Origin of the sequence: Alcaligenes sp. Lyrl_28 (genome assembly GCF_051948705.1) — a bacterium.
In the GTDB taxonomy this organism is placed as follows: domain Bacteria; phylum Pseudomonadota; class Gammaproteobacteria; order Burkholderiales; family Burkholderiaceae_B; genus Alcaligenes; species Alcaligenes ammonioxydans.
In genome coordinates, this window is record NZ_JAYJLG010000002.1 from 571,638 (window position 1) to 590,207 (window position 18,570).

15 protein-coding genes are annotated in these 18,570 nt (G+C 57.3%); 10 read left to right on the plus strand and 5 right to left on the minus strand.

Annotation, left to right across the window (positions count from 1 at the left end; all coding sequences use genetic code 11):
• Window positions 1–36: 36 nt before the first annotated feature.
• Complete coding sequence (gene prpB, locus VF694_RS07225) at window positions 37–936, minus strand: methylisocitrate lyase (protein ID WP_003802547.1); 900 nt, start codon at window positions 934–936, stop codon at window positions 37–39.
• Between the two features lie 254 nt (window positions 937–1,190).
• Between prpB and prpR the strand changes: the two genes are divergently transcribed.
• On the plus strand, window positions 1,191–3,104 hold the full coding sequence (gene prpR / locus VF694_RS07230) for a propionate catabolism operon regulatory protein PrpR (RefSeq protein ID WP_003802545.1): 1,914 nt from the start codon (window positions 1,191–1,193) through the stop codon (window positions 3,102–3,104).
• A 55-nt stretch (window positions 3,105–3,159) separates the two neighbouring features.
• On the opposite strand, the gene VF694_RS07235 is transcribed toward prpR, so the two are convergent.
• The gene (locus VF694_RS07235; protein WP_440164004.1) at window positions 3,160–4,620 is read right to left on the minus strand and encodes an MFS transporter; all 1,461 of its coding nucleotides are present in this window, start codon (window positions 4,618–4,620) and stop codon (window positions 3,160–3,162) included.
• 101 nt (window positions 4,621–4,721) lie between these two features.
• Here VF694_RS07235 and VF694_RS07240 point away from each other — a divergent pair, with 101 nt between their 5' ends.
• The gene (locus VF694_RS07240) at window positions 4,722–5,546 is read left to right on the plus strand and encodes a helix-turn-helix transcriptional regulator (protein WP_440164040.1); all 825 of its coding nucleotides are present in this window, start codon (window positions 4,722–4,724) and stop codon (window positions 5,544–5,546) included.
• A gap of 127 nt (window positions 5,547–5,673) precedes the next feature.
• Here VF694_RS07240 and VF694_RS07245 read toward each other — a convergent pair whose 3' ends face one another.
• Window positions 5,674–6,663 carry a malate dehydrogenase gene (locus tag VF694_RS07245; RefSeq protein ID WP_003802540.1) on the minus strand — a complete coding sequence of 330 codons (990 nt, stop codon included), beginning with the start codon at window positions 6,661–6,663 and terminating at the stop codon, window positions 5,674–5,676.
• Between the two features lie 279 nt (window positions 6,664–6,942).
• On the opposite strand from VF694_RS07245, the gene VF694_RS07250 reads away from it, so the two are divergent.
• The 7 genes from VF694_RS07250 to gltA all read left to right on the plus strand — a co-directional run bounded on the left by VF694_RS07250 (window position 6,943) and on the right by gltA (window position 12,735).
• Window positions 6,943–7,722 carry a GntR family transcriptional regulator gene (locus VF694_RS07250; protein ID WP_003802538.1) on the plus strand — a complete coding sequence of 260 codons (780 nt, stop codon included), beginning with the start codon at window positions 6,943–6,945 and terminating at the stop codon, window positions 7,720–7,722.
• Window positions 7,723–7,824: 102 nt separating this feature from the next.
• Window positions 7,825–8,238 carry a succinate dehydrogenase, cytochrome b556 subunit gene (gene sdhC, locus VF694_RS07255; RefSeq protein WP_003802537.1) on the plus strand — a complete coding sequence of 138 codons (414 nt, stop codon included), beginning with the start codon at window positions 7,825–7,827 and terminating at the stop codon, window positions 8,236–8,238.
• Window positions 8,238–8,621, plus strand: coding sequence for a succinate dehydrogenase, hydrophobic membrane anchor protein (gene sdhD / locus VF694_RS07260; protein WP_003802535.1), 384 nt, complete (start codon window positions 8,238–8,240; stop codon window positions 8,619–8,621). Before sdhC ends, sdhD begins: the two co-directional genes overlap by 1 nt.
• A gap of 3 nt (window positions 8,622–8,624) precedes the next feature.
• A complete protein-coding gene (gene sdhA, locus VF694_RS07265; protein ID WP_003802531.1) occupies window positions 8,625–10,403 on the plus strand; it encodes a succinate dehydrogenase flavoprotein subunit in 1,779 nt (592 codons plus the stop codon).
• A 13-nt stretch (window positions 10,404–10,416) separates the two neighbouring features.
• On the plus strand, window positions 10,417–11,133 hold the full coding sequence (locus VF694_RS07270) for a succinate dehydrogenase iron-sulfur subunit (RefSeq protein WP_003802530.1): 717 nt from the start codon (window positions 10,417–10,419) through the stop codon (window positions 11,131–11,133).
• 18 nt (window positions 11,134–11,151) lie between these two features.
• Complete coding sequence (locus tag VF694_RS07275) at window positions 11,152–11,412, plus strand: FAD assembly factor SdhE (RefSeq protein WP_003802528.1); 261 nt, start codon at window positions 11,152–11,154, stop codon at window positions 11,410–11,412.
• Window positions 11,413–11,430: 18 nt separating this feature from the next.
• A complete protein-coding gene (gene gltA / locus VF694_RS07280; RefSeq protein ID WP_039943520.1) occupies window positions 11,431–12,735 on the plus strand; it encodes a citrate synthase in 1,305 nt (434 codons plus the stop codon).
• Between the two features lie 184 nt (window positions 12,736–12,919).
• Here gltA and lldR read toward each other — a convergent pair whose 3' ends face one another.
• Window positions 12,920–13,699, minus strand: coding sequence for a transcriptional regulator LldR (lldR, locus tag VF694_RS07285; protein ID WP_059318777.1), 780 nt, complete (start codon window positions 13,697–13,699; stop codon window positions 12,920–12,922).
• Window positions 13,700–13,942: 243 nt separating this feature from the next.
• Here lldR and VF694_RS07290 point away from each other — a divergent pair, with 243 nt between their 5' ends.
• Window positions 13,943–15,706: an L-lactate permease gene (locus tag VF694_RS07290; RefSeq protein WP_440164005.1), complete on the plus strand. Its 1,764-nt coding sequence runs from the start codon at window positions 13,943–13,945 to the stop codon at window positions 15,704–15,706.
• A gap of 258 nt (window positions 15,707–15,964) precedes the next feature.
• Here VF694_RS07290 and VF694_RS07295 read toward each other — a convergent pair whose 3' ends face one another.
• Complete coding sequence (locus tag VF694_RS07295; protein WP_003802519.1) at window positions 15,965–18,259, minus strand: NADP-dependent malic enzyme; 2,295 nt, start codon at window positions 18,257–18,259, stop codon at window positions 15,965–15,967.
• Window positions 18,260–18,570 lie beyond the last annotated feature (311 nt).

Below are 18,570 nucleotides of genomic sequence, written 5' to 3' on the forward strand. Positions count from 1 at the left end.
CCCGGTTTGGCGGGGCTGGCGGGAGCCTGTGATGGCTCAGGACTTCTTGTTTTTCTGGAACAGCTTGTCGAGGCTTTGCTCGTAAGCATGGTAGCCGATACGATCGTACAGTTCCTCGCGAGTCTGCATCAAATCGATGACATTTTTTTGATGCCCGTCACGGCGGATCGCCTGATAGACGGTTTCGGCTGCTTTGTTCATGGCGCGGAATGCGGACAGTGGATAGAGAACCATGGCGACATTGACCGAGGCCAGTTCCTGCACGGTAAACAGTGGGGTTTGTCCAAATTCTGTGATATTGGCCAACACGGGCACATTCAGGGTGTCGGTAAAACGCCGATAGGTGTCCAGATCGTAGCAGGCCTCGGCAAAAATGCCGTCAGCACCAGCCTCCACGCAGGCCTGGGCGCGCTCCAGGGCGGCATCCACGCCCTCCACCGCAATCGCGTCCGTGCGGGCCATGATGAAAAAATCCGGGTCGGTGCGAGCATCCACAGCGGCTTTCACGCGGTCAGCCATTTCCTCCGTGCTGACAATTTCCTTGCCGGGGCGGTGACCGCAACGCTTGGCACCTACCTGATCCTCAATGTGGCAGGCAGCCGCGCCAAACTTGATCAGGCTTTTGATGGTGCGAGCGATGTTGAAGGCCGAGGCGCCAAAGCCGGTGTCAATGTCCACCATCAGGGGCAGATCGCACACATCGGTAATACGACGAATGTCGGTCAGGACATCGTCCAGGGTATTGATACCCAGGTCAGGCAGACCCAGGGACCCGGCAGCCACACCGCCGCCCGACAGATAAATGGCACGGTAATTGGCTCGTTGTGCCAACAAGGCGTGATTGGCGTTGATGGCGCCAATGATTTGCAAAGGCTGCTCGTCGCGCAGGGCCTGGCGGAAACGGGCGCCTGCCGATGTCAGTGGGTTTTGGCTCATTTGGGGCTCCAGATCACAAGATAAAAAAATGTCGTCAGCGTGATGCTGCGATGGGTTGATTTCAATAAAGCAAATGCTGTGCCAAGTTCAGGTATGGGGGCGAGGAAACGCCTGAAGCCAGACTAGGCGGGGATTTCTGCCATGGTTTGCACGCGTCAGTTCTTTTCGTGAATACTGCCTTTCACTGTTTTGTGTTTCAATGTTGAAACGTAATTTGAAACAATGTCGCATTGTTGATGCTTGGATGAAACCACATGCCTTATCCGTCTTCCCTTCCTGCTCGTCTGCGTCTGGTGGCGTTCGGTTTGCACGGACTGCGGTCTCTCTTGGAGGAGCTGGTGCCGCAGTTCCGCGCCCAGGCTGAAATTCTGATCGTGGACAAGGCTTATGGCGAGGCCGTGGAAACCGTGCAGGTTTTGCGACAAACAGGTGAAATCGACGTTCTGGTGTCCGCCGGTTCCAACGGCAGTTATTTGCGTGAGCATCTGGACCTGCCCGTGGTGCTGGTACATCCCGGTGGTTTCGACATTATGGGCAGTCTGGCCTCGGCACAGGCCGAGCGCAAAGCCGTGGTGACCTATGGCGAAATACCGCTTGAGTTGATGGAGTTTGTGCAGCGTTTTGATCTGCCCGTGGAGCTACGCAGCTATCGCAGCGAGGCCGATGCACGTAGCTGTGTTCAGGATTTGAAAGAGCTGGGTGTGGAGTGGGTGCTGGCACCCGGGCTGGTCGTGGATCTGGCGCGTGAGAACCAGATGGAAGGCGTGCTCCTGTATTCACAAGGAGCAGTGCGACAGGCTTTGGAGTCCGCTATCGAACTAGCCCGTGTTGCTCGCGCTGAAGCGGCTCGTCGGGATCGCTTGAATACGATTTTGGCGCAGTTGCGTGACGGTGTGGTGTCAGTCGATAGGGATGAGCGTATTGAAACCGTGAACCCGGCCATGGAAGCCTGGTTGGGTCAGCCTGCTCAGGCCATGATCGGGCGCCGCCTGGGGGCCTTGTATCCCGAGCTGGATCTGGCCGGCACACTGCGCAGTGTGGAAGTAGAGCTTGATACGGTGCAGCAGGTGGGAGGGCGCACGGCGATTGTGACCCGTATGCCGATTCTCGAGCAGGGGCGCCTGAGTGGGGCTGTGTTGATTTGTCAGGACCCGGCAGCCATTCAGCGGCTGGATCGCAGTTTGCGCTCACGTAGCCAGCAGACCGCGTCGCGGCATGCCCGTTATCAACTGGCCGACTTGATAGGGCAGAGTTCGGCCATGCGCACATTACGTGCTCAGGCCCAGGCTTGTGCACAAAGCACGGCCACGACCTTGATCATTGGCGAAAGCGGGACGGGCAAGGAGCTGCTGGCTCAGGGCATACACAGCGCCAGCGCCCGGCGTGGTCAACCGTTTGTGGCAGTCAACTGTGCCGCTTTTCCCGACAGCCTGCTGGAGAGCGAGCTGTTCGGTTATGTGGAAGGGGCATTTACGGGCTCGAGCCGGGGCGGCAAAGTGGGCCTGGTGGAAGCGGCTCATACCGGTACCTTGTTTCTGGATGAGATCGGGGAAATGCCTTTGCCTTTGCAAACTCGCTTGTTGCGTGTGTTGCAGGAGAAGGAAGTCTTGCGTATCGGGGCGATTGAGCCCACGCCGGTCGATGTGCGTGTGATTGCCGCGACGCATCGCGATTTGGCGGCACAGGTGAAAGAAGGAGTGTTCCGCCAGGATTTGTTTTATCGCCTGAATATTCTGGTGCTGCGCTTGCCGCCTTTGCGGCTGCGCACCGACGATCTGCCGGAGCTGGTGGAGCATCTTTTGGGGAAAGTAGCCCAGCGTTTAGGCGGCGCGCTTACGTTGCAGCCAACGTGGCTGACGCAATTGTTGAAGCGGGGCCCTGATTACGCCTGGCCCGGTAATATCCGTGAGCTGGAAAACTTGATTGAGCGGCTGATGGTGCTTGGCTCTGTCCAGGGGGAGCAGGCGGTACAGCTGGAGGAAATCGCTCCGGAATTGCAGGCGACCGCCACAGAGAAGGCGGTGCCCGCGCTGCGTGAGCGGCAAGAGCGCAATGAACAGGAGCATGTGGCCCAGGTGCTGCAAGCATGCGGCGGTAATCGTGCTCTGGCTGCCCAGCAACTGGGGATCAGTCGCAGCACCTTGTGGCGTAAATTGCGCAAGAAGTGAGGCAGTGGCTGCCCGCCTGCTCAAGCCAGCCCGTGGGGGAAGGGGCTGTTGGTGGTCAGGGCTGCTCCTGATATTGAGCGAGTTTGCTCAACGCCATCAGTAATAGGCAGACCAGGATGCAGGCCAGCAGGTTATAGCTCATGCCTGCTACAAAGGCCGCCACATATTGTTCGGTCTGGGAGGAGGCAAGACCACCTGCGTTTCGGCCCGCAGTAAAGAGCAGGCCAACCACGGCCACCCCTAGCGCTGCCCCAACTTGCTGGATGCTGGAAATCACCCCGGATGCCATGCCTGCCTGAGCCGCTTTGACAAAACCCAGAACCAGATTCAGCAAAGGAGTCATGATCAGGCCTTGGCTGGCGCCCAGAAAAATCAGGACGGGAATCAGGTGAGCGGGTTCCATCCGGGCTCCTGTCCAGGCGACCTGAGCGATCAGCCAGGCAAAGGACAGCGTATAGCCAAGGGCGCCGGCTGTAATCGCACGGGTGCCATAACGGGCGACCAGGCGTGGTGCACCCAGAGACGCAGCCACAAAGCCTGCGCTGGCGGGCGCGAAAATACTGCCCGCCTGAAACGGACTCAGACCCAGGCCGCTTTGCAACAAAAGGGCAAAGCAGAGAAAGAACGAGCTGGCCGTGGAATACACCAGCAGGACCAGTAAAGCGCCTAAGGCAAAGCGTGGCTGGGCCAGCAGTTGCATATCCACCAGGGGCGACTGCCCCGCCTGTCGGCGTTTTTCCTGCTGTTTGTAGAAAGCCAGAAGCAAAAGTCCGGAGGCCGCCAGGGCGGCCAGGCTGGATGGGGGCCAGCCGTGCTCTGAGCTTTGGATAAGGGGGATCAGCAGCAGGCTCAGGGCAAGACTGATGAGAACCACGCCCGTGCTGTCCAGCCCCTGGCCCTGGGGCGCACGGGTTTCGGGAATGTAGCGAGCCGCCCCAATCGCCAGCAGACCCACAGGCAGGTTGATCAGAAAGATGCTGCGCCAGCCCAGACCAAACAGGTTGAAATGAACCAGCCATCCTCCCAGCACCTGTCCCGCAATCGCGGCCAGACCCAATGTCATTCCCAACAGACCAAAGGCGCGACGGCTGTTATCACCGTCAAAGTTGACCCGGATGGACGCGTAGACCTGGGGAAAAAGTAGAGCAGCGGCCAGACCCTGCAGCACCCTGGCCAGGATCAGCAAGAAAGCGCTGGGTGCCAGCCCGCATAGTGCCGAGGCTAATGTGAAACCGGCCATGCCAATCTGAAAGAGCCTGCGCCGACCCCATAAATCGCCCAGCCGCCCGCCAGTGATCAGCAGCACCCCAAAGGCCAGTTCATAGCCCGCCACAATAAAACCGATCTGACTAAAGCTTGCTCCCAGCCTGCTTTGCATGTCCGGGATAGCCACATTGACCACGAACAGATCAAAAATGGTCACAAAACCAGCTAGAAGTAAAACGGACAAGCCTAGCCAGGGCGGTGTGTCGGGCGTCGGCGGGGGTGGGGTTTGGCAATAAGAGTTCGAGTTCATGATGCTTGTCTGAATGGAAAACCCGTGTATTCTTGAACTCTTTTTAAACAATTACAATTTAACTGTTTATGCTATTACTTAAAGCAATGGGGTGCTGATTGATGAGGACGCTGGAGCGAACACGCCCGGAGCTGTCTGCCTTTTTGCGCGCATGCCGTGAACGTCTTTTGCCGGAGGAGGTGGGCTTGCCCAGTGGCGGACGGCGCCGCACTCCGGGCTTGCGGCGCGAGGAGGTGGCGGCTTTGGCGGGAGTGGGGCTGACCTGGTACACCTGGTTGGAGCAAGGGCGTGATATTGGCGTATCGGCCAGCTTTCTGGACAATTTGGCCCGTGTTCTGAAACTGGATGCGGCCGAACGCAGACACTTGTTCTTGCTGGCGCATGAGCGCCTGCCTGCCGAGCCAGGAATTACCTGGTGTGTCTTGCCGCCCTTGGTGCGACGCTTGATGCACGACTTGCCGCATCCGGCTTTTGTCTTGAATTTACGCTGGGATGTTCTGGGCTTTAATGCCTTGGCGGATGATCTGCTGGGCTTGGGGGCGTATCCAGATGGGCAGCGCAATCTTCTGTGGCAGATGTTTACGAATCCCGCTTTGTACACCCGCTTTGTCCCTTGGGAATCGCAGGCGCTGGAGATGTTGACCAGTTTTCGTCGCGACTTTGCTCGGGCCACAGACGGAACGGATATTCATGAACTGGCCAATGAGCTCAAACGCGTATCACCGGAGTTCAAGCAGTGGTGGGAGCAACATGATGTGCATTCACCTTGCGGCGCGTTACGCACCGTGCTTGTAGATGGGGAGTTGCGCGAGTTTGAGCAGACCTCGCTCATCATTGATGAGAGTCGTCATTTGCGTATGGTGGTGTATGTGCCGTCTGTGCAGGAAGATTCAGACGACGGGAGCGGCCAGCCTAGGGTTGGATAGGCTTGTGCCGTGTTCCAGCGCACTGGTTCCAGGCGCGAAGTATCGAGCAGCAGGCATCAGTGATAAGGCGACAGGCAAAAAAAATCCCCGCCGATACGGGCGGGGATTGCAGACACTGGCGGTTTAATTAACCCAGCAGGTCTTTCACACCGTCACGTTCTTCCAGCAGTTCGTTCAAGGTGTGGTCCATGCGCTCACGCGAGAAGGCGTCAATTTCCAGGCCTTCCACACGTTTGTACTCGCCGTTTTCGGTGGTGACGGGCACGCCGTAAACGATGCCTTCAGGAATGCCGTAGGAGCCGTCCGAAGGAACGCCCATGGTGACCCATTTGCCGTTCGAGCCCAATACCCAGTCACGCACGTGGTCGATGGCGGCATTGGCAGCCGAAGCCGCCGAGGACAGACCACGGGCTTCGATGATGGCGGCGCCACGTTTGCCCACGGTGGGGATGAAGGTGTCGCGGTTCCAGGCCTGATCGTTGATGATGGCGTCGATCTTCTCACCGTTCACCGTCGCGAAACGGGTGTCAGGGTACATCGTGGGCGAGTGGTTGCCCCAGACGATCAGGTTCTCGATGTCAGCAACGGGCTTGCCGGACTTGGCGGCCAGTTGCGACAGGGCGCGGTTGTGGTCCAGGCGCAGCATGGCGGTGAAGTTCTTGGCTGGCAGATCAGGAGCCGATTTCATGGCGATGTAGGCGTTGGTGTTGGCAGGGTTGCCCACCACCAGAACCTTGACGTCGCGGCTGGCAACTTTGTTCAGGGCGCGACCTTGTGCGGTGAAGATCTGGGCATTGAAGGCCAGCAGGTCTTTACGCTCCATGCCGGGGCCACGTGGACGGGCGCCGACCAGCAGGGCGATATCAACATCTTTGAATGCGCTTTCAGGGTCGCTGTGGGCGGACATGCCTTGCAGCAGGGGGAACGCGCAGTCGTCCAGTTCCATCATGACGCCCTTCAGGGCCTTTTGGGCTTTCTCGTCGGGTAGCTCCAGCAACTGCAGGATCACAGGCTGGTCTTTGCCCAGCATTTCGCCAGAAGCGATGCGAAACAGCAGGGCGTAGCCAATCTGGCCAGCAGCGCCGGTAACGGCGACGCGCATTGCGGGTTTGGACATGAGAGTATGACTCCGTTTTTGGGTTTGAAGACGGTGACGAAAAACACAGTTTAAATCTTTTGCGAGCCGGCGGCCGGCTTGGGAAACGGTTTTTCGCAAGAGGAATAGTCTCTTTTTTCACTGCGCAGACTAGACCAAAACGATAAGGACGTCAAACGTCTTATATCTTATATAAGACATAAGAGCGTTAGACATTCGAGGCCGGTCATGCGAAAATTAGCGCACTGTCTATTTTATGAACAAATGCGTGTTCCCCGCTGTATTTATCGCGCATTTTTTATGAGCCCCATGTCTGAGAACGTGCCGCCGCTACGCACCCAGGAAATCGAAAAATCCGCTCCTAGCGCGGCCTATAGCCCTCTGTATCAACAGATCAAGGCTTTGCTGCTGCAGGGGCTGGATCGTGGCGAGTGGAAGCCTGGCGAGGCCATTCCCAGTGAGCTGGAACTGGCCGCACGTTTTCAGGTCAGCCAGGGGACGGTGCGCAAGGCTATCGATGAGCTGGCCGCCGACAATCTTCTGATCCGCCGTCAAGGAAAAGGCACGTTTGTAGCCACCCACCACGAGGCGCGGGTGCGTTTTCGGTTTTTGCGTCTGGCCCCCGATGACGGCAAGCCGGTCGCCTCACAAAGTCGAATCATCGATGTTCGTCGCATGAAGGCTCCCACGGATGTCGCGGTGCTGCTCGATTTGCGCACGTCCGACATGGTGGTGAACTTGCGCCGGGTCCTCTCCTTTGATCAGGTTCCCACCATTTATGACGATATCTGGTTGCCCGGCTCGGTATTCAAGGGCCTGACCCTGGACGCCGTTGAGCAGAACAAGGGCCCGATGTATGCCTGGTTCGAGAGCAAGTTTGGCGTGAGCATGGTGCGTGCCGATGAAAAGATTGGCGCGGTCAGCGCCACCGAAGAGGCTGCCTCGGTTCTGCAGGTGGCCGCCGGCTCCCCGCTTTTGTATGTAGAGCGTGTGTCCTACACCTATGGTGACCGACCGATGGAGTTGCGCCGGGGTTTATACCTGACTGAGCGCTTCCATTACCGAAACACACTCAGCTAGTACGGCGGCATACGGTATTTGATACTGCATCGTCGTGTCAAATAGGTGAAAATACCAAGGTTAAAAATTTTATGACTTTTTTTTATCTACTTCGAGGCCATCATGTCTGATACCGCACCCAAGCAGCGTCCGCAGTATCGCAATATCAGCGTGCCGCAGATATTGAGCTACCGCTTGCCCCTGGCCGCAAAATCGTCGATTTTGCATCGTGTCAGCGGCGCATTGCTGTTTCTTTGCCTGCCGCTCGTTCTATTGCCACTGTTCTCTTTGAGCGTGAGCTCTCCAGAGTCCTTCGAGACCATGCGCAGCTATGTCGACAACCCTGTCTGTAAGCTGATTCTTCTGGTGCTGATCTGGGGCTATCTGCACCACTTCTGTGCCGGCATCCGCTATCTGGCACTGGACCTGCACCTGGGTAATGACAAAGAGTCCGCCAAGAAATCGGCCGGCATGGTGTTTGGGGTCAGCCTGGCGCTGACTGTTGTGTTTGGTTTGAAACTGTTTGGGGTGTGGTAATGGCTAATCGTGAGCGCATTGGCGCAAACCGCCTGGTAGTGGGTGCCCACTACGGTACCTTGGACTTTCTGGCACAGCGGGTGACTGCAGTCATCATGGCCATCTACACCTTGGTCATCATTGGCGGCATCCTGTTTAGCAGTGAACTGAATTTCGAGACCTGGCGCGGCCTGTTCTCGTTCACGGTCGGCTCCCTGCCTCTGGGTCAGTTGCTGGCAACCCTGTTTTTCCTGTCGTTGTCCTGGCACGCCTGGATCGGTGTGCGTGACATCTGGATGGACTACGTCAAGCCCGCTGGCCTGCGCTTGTTCCTGCAAGTGTTGACCTTGCTGTGGCTGGTGGCCAGTGTCGTCTTTTTTGCAAAAATTATCTGGAGTCTCTAAACCGTGGCTTCCATCACAAAATCTTTGCCCCGCCGTCAGTTTGACGTAGTGGTGGTCGGTGCCGGTGGCGCCGGTATGCGTTGTTCCCTGCAATTGGCTCAGGCCGGCTTGTCCGTGGCTGTGCTCAGCAAGGTGTTCCCAACCCGCTCCCACACGGTGGCCGCCCAAGGTGGCGTCAGTGCCTCCCTGGGTAACATGAGCGAGGACCATTGGTACTGGCACATGTACGACACCGTCAAGGGTTCGGACTGGCTGGGTGACCAGGACGCCATCGAATTCATGTGCCGTGAAGCGCCGCACGCAGTGTACGAGCTCGAGCACTTTGGCATGCCTTTTGACCGCAACCAGGACGGTACGATTTACCAGCGTCCATTTGGTGGTCACACCGCCAACTTTGGTGAAAAACCTGTCCAGCGCGCCTGTGCGGCAGCTGACCGTACCGGTCACGCCATGTTGCACACGCTGTACCAGCGTAACGTTGCTGCCCGCACCCAGTTCTTCGTGGAGTGGATGGCACTGGATCTGCTGCGTAACGAAGCTGGCGACGTCCTGGGCGTGACTGCCCTGGAAATGGAAACCGGCGAAATCTACGTTTTGGAAGGCAAGCGCGTGGTGCTGGCTACCGGTGGTGCAGGCCGTATCTGGGCTGCGTCCACCAACGCCTTCATCAACACGGGTGACGGTCTGGGTATGGCCGCTCGTGCAGGTCTGCCTTTGCAGGACATGGAGTTCTGGCAATTCCACCCCACCGGCGTGGCCGGTGCCGGCGTGCTGATTACCGAGGGCGTGCGCGGTGAAGGCGGAATCCTGTTGAACAAGGACGGCGAGCGCTTCATGGAGCGTTACGCTCCTACCCTGAAAGATCTGGCCCCTCGTGACTTCGTGTCCCGTTCCATGGACCAGGAAATCAAGGAAGGTCGCGGTTGTGGCGACGGCAGCTACGTGGTGCTGAAGTTGGATCACCTGGGTGCCGACGTCATCAAGAAACGTCTGCCCTCGATTCGCGAGATCGCCATCAAGTTCGGTAACGTCGACCCGATCAAGGACCCGATCCCCGTGGTTCCCACCATCCACTACCAGATGGGCGGTATCCCCACGAACTACTACGGTCAGGTGGTGACGCAAACCCCGACCGGCGAGAGCAAGATCGTCAACGGTCTGTACGCGATCGGTGAGTGTGCGGCCACGTCCGTACACGGTGCCAACCGTCTGGGTACAAACTCGCTGCTGGACCTGATCGTGTTCGGTCGCGCTGCCGGCAACCACATTGTGGACTCGCACCCCGAGAAAGATCACGCTCACCAGGAAATCAACGAGTCCTCCATCGAGTTCTCGCTGGACCGCGTCAATCGTCTGGAGTCCCGTACCTCGGGCGAAAAGGCTCAGGATGTGGGCAACAAGATTCGCGTGGCCATGCAGGCTCACTGTGGCGTGTTCCGTACCCTGGATCTGCTGCACAAGGGCGTCGACCAGATCGAATCCCTGGTTCCCGAAGTCAAGGATATTTACTTCAAAGACAAGTCCAAAGTCTTCAATACCGCCCGTATTGAGGCGCTGGAAGTGGCCAACATGATCGAAGTGGCTCGTGCCACGACCAAGTCGGCCGCCAATCGTACGGAAAGTCGCGGCGCTCATGCCCTGAACGACCACCCGGAGCGTGACGACGAGAACTGGCTGCGTCACACCTTGTGGTTCTCGGAAGGCAGCCGTCTGGAGTACAAGCCTGTCCAGATGAAACCGCTGACAGCCGAAACGATTCCGCCCAAGGCCCGGACTTTCTAAGCAGGATACTGACATGAGCCAAAAACGTAAGGTCAAATTTGAAATCTACCGCTACGATCCTGATAAGGACGAGCGTCCCTACATGCAAAAGATCGAAGTCGAGTTGGAACCTACCGACAAGATGCTGCTCGATGCGATCTTGCGCATTAAGAACGACATGGACGACAGCCTGGCGTTGCGTCGTTCCTGCCGCGAAGGTGTGTGCGGTTCCGATGCCATGAACATCAATGGCAAGAACGGTCTGGCCTGCACGACCAATATGCGCGACCTGAAAGAACCTGTGGTCCTGCGCCCATTGCCAGGTCTGCCGGTTATCCGTGACCTGATCGTGGACATGACCCACTTCTTCGATCAGTACCATTCGGTCAAGCCCTTCCTGATCAACGATGCGCCTCCTCCCGAGAAAGAGCGTCTGCAAACGCCTGAAGCTCGTGAGGAACTCGATGGTCTGTACGAGTGCATTCTGTGTGCCTGCTGCTCGACCTCTTGCCCCTCGTTCTGGTGGAACCCTGACAAGTTCGTCGGTCCTGCCGGTTTGTTGCAAGCCTATCGTTTCATTGCCGACTCGCGTGACGAGGCTACTGGCGAGCGTCTGGATAATCTGGAAGATCCTTACCGCTTGTTCCGTTGCCACACGATCATGAACTGTACGGATGTCTGTCCAAAAGGGCTGAATCCCTCGCATGCCATCGGCAAGATCAAAGAAATGCTGGTGCGTCGCAGTATCTAAAAAGGTGGGTATGTACCGATGAGAACATTGACGGAATTGGAGCGTGCGCGTCTGCGTTGGCGTGCGCGCCGGGGCTTGCTTGAAAACGACTTGATGATCACCCGTTTTCTGGATCAATACGAAAACGAGCTGACTGATCAGGACGTCTCGGCCCTGACCCGTTTGTTCGAAATGGACGATACAGTTTTGCTGGATGTCCTTCTGGCTCGCTCCGAGCCGGAAGGGCAATACGCCACCCCGGACATCCAGCGACTAGTAGACATTATGCGAAAGCTATAACCATTGAGGAAAAAAGTGATGGAATTGTCAGAAAAAAAAGCCACGCTATCCTTCTCCGACGGTAGCCCTTCGGTTGAGTTCCCTGTACACAAGGGCACCGTAGGTCCGGACGTGATCGATATCCGTAAGCTCTACGGTCAGACAGGTATGTTTACCTATGACCCCGGCTTTATGGCGACGGCGGCGTGCGAATCGGGCATCACCTACATCGACGGCGACAAGGGCCAGTTGATGTACCGTGGTTACCCTATCGACCAGTTGGCACAAAAGTGCGATTTCATGGATGTGTGCTACCTGATCCTGAACGGCGAGCTGCCTAACGCCGAGCAGAAACAGGAGTTCGACTCCCTGGTGACGAACCACACCATGGTTCAGGAACAGATGCAGCACTTCCTGCGCGGCTTCCGTCCGGACGCTCACCCCATGGCAATACTGACTGGCCTGGTCGGTGCCTTGTCGGCGTTCTACCATGATTCCACGGACATCACGAATCCTCATCACCGCCATGTGTCGGCTATTCGCTTGATCGCCAAGCTGCCAACGCTGGTTGCGATGGCGTACAAGTATTCTTTGGGACAGCCATTCATCTATCCCAAGAATGATTTGTCCTACACCGGCAACTTCTTGCGCATGATGTTCGCCACCCCTTGCGAAGACTACAAGGTCAACGAAGTGGTTGAGCGCGCTTTGGATCGTATCTTCATCCTGCATGCAGATCACGAGCAGAACGCCTCGACTTCCACCGTTCGTCTGTGCGGCTCGTCGGGTACCAATCCTTTCGCTGCGATCGCTGCGGGCGTTGCCTGCTTGTGGGGTCCTGCTCACGGTGGTGCAAACGAAGCGTGCCTGAATATGCTGGAAGAGTTGCAAGCCAACGGCGGCATCGACAAGGTTGGCGAGTTCATGGAGAAGGTCAAGGACAAGAACTCGGGCGTGCGCCTGATGGGTTTTGGTCACCGTGTCTACAAGAACTACGATCCACGCGCCAAGCTGATGCAGGAAACCTGCAAGGAAGTTCTGGAAGCCCTGGGCCTGGAGAACGATCCTCTGTTCAAACTGGCCATGGAACTGGAGCGCATCGCTCTGGAAGATCCTTACTTTGTCGAGCGCAAACTGTACCCCAACGTGGACTTCTACTCGGGTATCGTTCAGCGTGCTATTGGCATTCCAACCTCCCTGTTTACCGCTATCTTCGCCCTGGCTCGTACCGTAGGCTGGATTGCGCAGTGGAACGAAATGCTGTCCGATCCTGATTACAAGATCGGCCGTCCACGTCAGTTGTATGTGGGCCCAACCCAGCGCGATGTACCTGCTCAGCGTTAATTCTTGCGGGACCGGGTACCTGGGGCTTGCCCCGGGTGTAGATCTGGCCCGCAGCGCTATTGGGCAGTAACCATAGCGAGAACGCTAAGTGCACCACATGGTGCACTTTTTTTTTGCTTTTTTCCTTTGTAAACAGTCCGATTTCAGACGCGCGAGTGGATACGGGTGCGTGAGTCAGCTGCACTCACGGTGGAGAGAGAGGGTTACTAAAGCGAAAGATGCGTTGCTCACGTGCTTTGTTTTCTTCTGACAGCCGGACTTTTGCCTGGACGTGATCAAGGTGATGGCCAATCAGCTCGCGTGCCCGGTCTGCGTCCCCGTTCAGAATCGCCTTCATCACTCCCTCATGCTGTTCAGTCAGAATCTCGACTTCGCGGGCATTGTCGAACTCGAACATGGCCCGTCGGTTCTCTTTCACTGTCGAGAACACCAGCTGGAATAAACCGTTCATCAGTTGCAGCAGTACGACATTATGCGAGGCCATGGCAATGGCCAGATGAAATTGCGCGTCGGCGCGCGCCGAGAGATCTGCATCCTGATTCTGCTGGTGACGGACCATGACCTGAAAACAGTGCTCAATGCGCTTTTTGTCCGCCTCTGTCGCCCGGTGCGCTGCATGCCAGGCCGTGCTGGCCTCCAGGGCGCGGCGCGCCTCCAGGACATCGTAGCGGTACAGCGGGTCTTCATGGATCAACTCTTCCAGGGGCGCAATGCTTTGGGCCGGCCAGTTCATCAGATCGCTATCCTGAACGTAGGTACCGCCGCCGCGGCGGGTCACCAGCAGGCCTTCAGAGCACAGGGAGCGCAAGGCTTCCCGTATGGGCACGCGCGAGACCTCCAGTTGCTCGGCCAATTGACGCTCGGAGGGGATGCGGTCCCCCGGCTGCAAATGTTTCTCCTGAATCAGCTGACGAATTTTCTCTGCAACCTGGTCTGACAGGCGAGAGCGGGATTGCTTGGTCATGGGAGAGGCTTTCTCGGATATTGGTATTACCACTTTATTTGATTTCACAGGATTTTGGTGAGGGTAGGGGCCAAACTAGTCAGGGTTTGTGCTGGTAATACAAAGGTGGTAATACCGCTATGATGCTCAAAAATACAAAACGGGAAGCGGCCTTTCTGCCCGAAGATCTGTTTCATGCTGGTCTTTTGTCCTTTAACAGAAGTGCTTCCTGCGTACATGTAGTCACACAAAGGAGAATCCGGGATGAGTCTTTTATACACCTTGTTGGCCCTGACGCCATTGCTGGTCGTCTTTCTATTGATGGTGGTGATGGGACGATCAGCCAAGTTGTCGATGGGGGCCGCTTATCTGGTGACGGTTCTACTTGCCTTGTTTGTCTGGGGTAGCCAGACCGCGGTGATTGCAGCCGCTACCGTCAACGGGATTGTGACCGCCTTGACCTTGCTGTTCATTGTATTTGGAGCTGTTCTGCTTTTGAATACGCTCAAGGTGGGCGGTGCCTTGAAAGCGATTCGGCAGGGCTTTATGGATGTGTCGCCCGACCGTCGCATTCAGGTCATTATTGTGGCCTGGCTGTTTGGCTCCCTGATCGAAGGCTCCTCTGGGTTTGGCACGCCATCCGCGGTAGGGGCGCCCTTACTGCTGGCGCTGGGCTTTCCGGCCATGGCTGCCGTCATGTCCGTACTCATCATTCAGTCCACGCCGGTGTCCTTTGGCGCAGTCGGCACGCCTATGCTGGTCGGTGTGCGTTCGGGCATTGATAACAAAGCTGACGTGGCCGCTGCCATTGCGCCCATGCAGCCGATGGAGTATTTGCAGCAGATTGTCGAGAATGTGGCTCTGATCCATGCTCTGACCGGTTTTGTGATTCCCTTGTTGCTCTGCGGTCTGCTGACCCGTTTCTTTGGTGAGCGCCGCTCCTTTGCCGAAGGGCTGGGTGCATGGAAGTTTGCTCTGTTTGCGGGTCTGGCCTTCACGGTTCCTTATTATTTGATCGCCGTCATTCTGGGGCCCGAGTTTCCGTCGATGTTGGGCGCGATGGTGGGACTGGTGCTGAGCGTGACAGCGGCGCGGAAAGGATGGTTTGCGCCACGTAAGACATTTGATTTTCCCGATCGCAGTCAATGGCCTTCTCATTGGCTGGGCACGGTTGCCATGGACAATACGGAGGCGCCGCAACGATTTTCCGTTTTGAGGGCGTTCTCGCCCTATGTGCTGGTGGTCTTGCTGCTGATCGTTACCCGCACTTTTCCTGCCGTTAAGGCCTGGCTTACCGGTCCGTCCGCGACCATCAGAATTGAAGGCATTTTCGGCACGGGTATTTCCACATCGGCGCAATTGTTGTTCTCACCGGGGACAATCCTGATTGTGGTGTCCTTGGCATGTATCGCCATCTTCCGCATGAGTGGCCAGCAGTACGTGGTGGGGGTCAAAGACTCGCTGCGCACCATGGGTAGTGCAGCGCCTGCCTTGTTGCTGGCCGTGCCTATGGTTCAGGTGTTCATCAACTCGGCTGCGGCAGATGGTTCTATCGCCAGCATGCCTCTGGTGCTGGCGCAAGGAGCGGCCACCGCGGTAGGGCATGCATGGCCCAGTGTTTCGCCCTGGGTGGGCAGCTTGGGCGCATTTATTGCAGGCTCCAATACCGTGAGCAACATGATGTTCTCCTACTTCCAGTTCTCTACGGCACAGCAGATTGGTTTGAATATCGACCAGTCCGCTGTTGTGGTTGCATTGCAGGCAGTCGGTGGGGCCGCCGGGAACATGATTTGTGTTCATAACGTGGTCGCCGCCGGGGCGGTAGTCGGCATGCTGGGCCGTGAGGGGGAAATTGTCCGCAAGACCCTGATCCCCATGGTGTATTACGTCATTCAGGCAGGGCTGATTGGCCAGGCCTTGATTACCGGGGCGATGGGTTGGTGGATTGCCGCTGCCATTTTCCTGGCACTGACCATTGGTGGCTTGAGTTTGTCTCGTGGACGGCAGATGACACCTGCTATGGCTTGAGAGCTCTGTCCTCCCCCCTTCTGGGGGGGGGGCAGGGCAGCAGCACGGTAAGTCCCTTTGAGTGGGGAGCGGCATTTTTTGTTGCGTGCCGTGTCTTTTGAAGCAGTGGATGAATTGCCTGCAGACACGGGTTTCTGGCCTAGCCTGTAGGCCTTGTTGAGGACAACGTCTGTTTTGATCGTTTTCAGTCCAGCGACACTCCAAAAAAAACCGGATGCGGCTTAAAGCGGCATCCGGTTTTCAGTTAGCTAAACAGGTTTAGCTGTTTTGCTGAGCTTCTTGCTGAGCATCTACAACAGCCAGGGCGGTCATGTTGATGATGCGACGCACCGTGGCGCTGGTGGTCAGGATGTGGATGGGGCGAGCCGCACCCAGCAGGATGGGGCCCATGGCCACACCGTTGCTGCCTGTCATCTTCAGCATGTTGTACGTGATGTTGCCGGCGTCCAGGTTAGGAGTGATCAGCAAGTTGGCCGAACCGCGCAGCGTGCTGTCGGGGAAGGCTTTCAGGCGGATCTTCTCGGACAGGGCGGAGTCAGCGTGCATTTCGCCGTCCACTTCCAGGTCAGGAGCGCGCTCAGCCAGGATCTGACGAGCCTTGGCCATCTTGCGCGAGGACTCGGTCTGGCGGCTGCCAAAGTTCGAGTGCGACAAGAGGGCAACGCGAGGCACTACGCCAAAACGACGAACTTCCTCGGCGGCCTGGATCGTCATGTCGGCGACCTGTTCGGCGGTGGGGTTCTCGTTGACGTGGGTGTCGCACACAAACAGAGTCTGTGTCGGCAGCATCAGCACATTCATGGCGGCAAAAGTCTGGGCTTCTTTCTTCAGGCCAATGACTTGCTCGACATAATTGAGCTGGCTGTCGTAGTTGCTGGCCACACCGCAGATCATGCCGTCCGCGTCGCCCCGTTGCAGCAGCATCACGCCGATCAGCGAGTTGTGCTTGCGGATCATGGCTTTGGCGATGTCCGGCGTGACGCCTTCACGTGCCTTGAGCTTGTAGTAGGCGGTCCAGGTTTCGGTGAAGCGATCGTCGTCTTCAGGATCAACGATTTGCACGTTCTTGCCGGCTTCCAGACGCAGACCCGCTTTCTTGACGCGCATGTCGATCACGCTGGGGCGGCCAACCAGAATAGGCTGAGCCAGCTTTTCGTCCACCACGGTTTGGACAGCACGCAGGACGCGCTCGTCTTCACCGTCAGCGTAAATGATGCGCTTGGGTGCAGCCTTGGCCTGCATGTACAACGGACGCATCAGCGGGCCGGTGTGGTAGGTCATGGCGATCAGCTTCTGACGGTAGGCGTCCATGTCTTCGATGGGGCGGGCGGCAACGCCAGAATCCATCGCAGCCTGGGCCACGGCCGGAGCGATTTGAACAATCAGGCGGGAGTCAAACGGCTTGGGAATGATGTACTCAGGCCCGAAGCGCAGATCTTCGCCGCCATACGCGGTGGCCATGTCGTCGCTTTGCTCGACCTGGGCCAGTTCGGCAATGGCTTTCACGCAAGCCAGCTTCATCTCTTCGTTGATCACGCTGGCACCAACGTCCAGGGCGCCACGGAAGATGAAGGGGAAGCACAATACGTTGTTGACCTGGTTCGGGTAGTCCGAGCGGCCGGTGGCGATGATGCAGTCAGGGCGGGCAGCCTTGGCCACTTCAGGGCGGATCTCGGGCTCGGGGTTGGCCAGCGCCAGAATCAGGGGCTTGTCGGCCATGGTCTTGACCATGTCGGCAGACAGTACGCCAGGGGCCGAGCAACCCAGGAACACGTCAGCGCCCACCATGGCGTCAGCCAGTGTGCGGGCGTCGGTTTCCTGAGCGTAGCGAGCCTTGTTGGGCTCCATGTTCTCGTCACGACCTTTCCAGATGATGCCGCGCGAGTCAGCTACGAAGATGTTGCTCAGCTTCACGCCCAGGGCAACCAGCAAGTCCAGGCAGGCAATGGCGGCAGCGCCCGCGCCCGAACAAACCAGCTTGATGTCGGCGATGTTCTTGTTGACGACTTTCAGGCCGTTCAGAACAGCGGAGGACGAAATGATGGCAGTGCCGTGCTGGTCATCATGGAACACGGGGATGCTCATGCGCTCGCGCAGCTTCTTTTCAATATAGAAGCACTCGGGGGCCTTGATGTCTTCCAGGTTCACCCCACCCAAAGTGGGTTCCAGCGCAGCAATGATGTCGACCAGCTTGTCGGGATCAGTTTCGTTCAATTCGATATCGAATACATCGATGCCAGCGAATTTCTTGAACAGGCAGCCTTTGCCTTCCATGACGGGCTTGGCGGCCAGAGGGCCGATATTGCCCAGGCCCAGTACCGCTGTCCCATTGGTGACCACGGCGACCAGGTTGGCGCGCGAGGTGTACTTGGCGGCGGCTTCTTCGCCTTCGGCGTGGATGGCCATGCAAGCAGATGCGACGCCGGGGGAGTAGGCTAGCGAGAGGTCATCTTGATTGGCTAGGGTCTTGGTAGGGACCACCGAGATTTTCCCGGGAGTGGGATACGCGTGATAGTCCAGCGCAAGTTTGGCCAGATCGGCGTTGGCATCCATTTTGGTAAAGCTCCTGATAGGATTTTCTAGTGTAAAAGTGAATCTAATTTATAAGAAATACAGACACCAGGTAGGTGCTGATTTGTTATAGGCAGCATATGTCATGGCAACGCTTGTTGCCTGCCTCAAGGTGACCAAGGGCAGGCTGGGCTCGGTTTGGTGGAAAAGAGGCCGGCGACGCGCGTACTTGCTGCACCCGTTTAGCATATCGGAATTTTTCCATCATGTGGGGCAGGCAAGGGGCGTCAATCATGATTTGGCGCGCTTCTTTTGTAAGAATCCGTCCGCGTGATAGATCGATGTGTTTGTTA

What these genes read in the sequence shown, in the direction of transcription:
- prpB (WP_003802547.1), bottom strand. Translation starts at nt 936, where the DNA reads ATGAGCCAAAACCCACTGACATCGGCAGGCGCCCGTTTCCGCCAGGCC.
- prpR (WP_003802545.1), top strand. Translation starts at nt 1,191, where the DNA reads ATGCCTTATCCGTCTTCCCTTCCTGCTCGTCTGCGTCTGGTGGCGTTC.
- VF694_RS07235 (WP_440164004.1), bottom strand. Translation starts at nt 4,620, where the DNA reads ATGAACTCGAACTCTTATTGCCAAACCCCACCCCCGCCGACGCCCGAC.
- VF694_RS07240 (WP_440164040.1), top strand. Translation starts at nt 4,722, where the DNA reads ATGAGGACGCTGGAGCGAACACGCCCGGAGCTGTCTGCCTTTTTGCGC.
- VF694_RS07245 (WP_003802540.1), bottom strand. Translation starts at nt 6,663, where the DNA reads ATGTCCAAACCCGCAATGCGCGTCGCCGTTACCGGCGCTGCTGGCCAG.
- VF694_RS07250 (WP_003802538.1), top strand. Translation starts at nt 6,943, where the DNA reads ATGAGCCCCATGTCTGAGAACGTGCCGCCGCTACGCACCCAGGAAATC.
- sdhC (WP_003802537.1), top strand. Translation starts at nt 7,825, where the DNA reads ATGTCTGATACCGCACCCAAGCAGCGTCCGCAGTATCGCAATATCAGC.
- sdhD (WP_003802535.1), top strand. Translation starts at nt 8,238, where the DNA reads ATGGCTAATCGTGAGCGCATTGGCGCAAACCGCCTGGTAGTGGGTGCC.
- VF694_RS07270 (WP_003802530.1), top strand. Translation starts at nt 10,417, where the DNA reads ATGAGCCAAAAACGTAAGGTCAAATTTGAAATCTACCGCTACGATCCT.
- VF694_RS07275 (WP_003802528.1), top strand. Translation starts at nt 11,152, where the DNA reads ATGAGAACATTGACGGAATTGGAGCGTGCGCGTCTGCGTTGGCGTGCG.
- gltA (WP_039943520.1), top strand. Translation starts at nt 11,431, where the DNA reads ATGGAATTGTCAGAAAAAAAAGCCACGCTATCCTTCTCCGACGGTAGC.
- lldR (WP_059318777.1), bottom strand. Translation starts at nt 13,699, where the DNA reads ATGACCAAGCAATCCCGCTCTCGCCTGTCAGACCAGGTTGCAGAGAAA.
- VF694_RS07290 (WP_440164005.1), top strand. Translation starts at nt 13,943, where the DNA reads ATGAGTCTTTTATACACCTTGTTGGCCCTGACGCCATTGCTGGTCGTC.
- VF694_RS07295 (WP_003802519.1), bottom strand. Translation starts at nt 18,259, where the DNA reads ATGGATGCCAACGCCGATCTGGCCAAACTTGCGCTGGACTATCACGCG.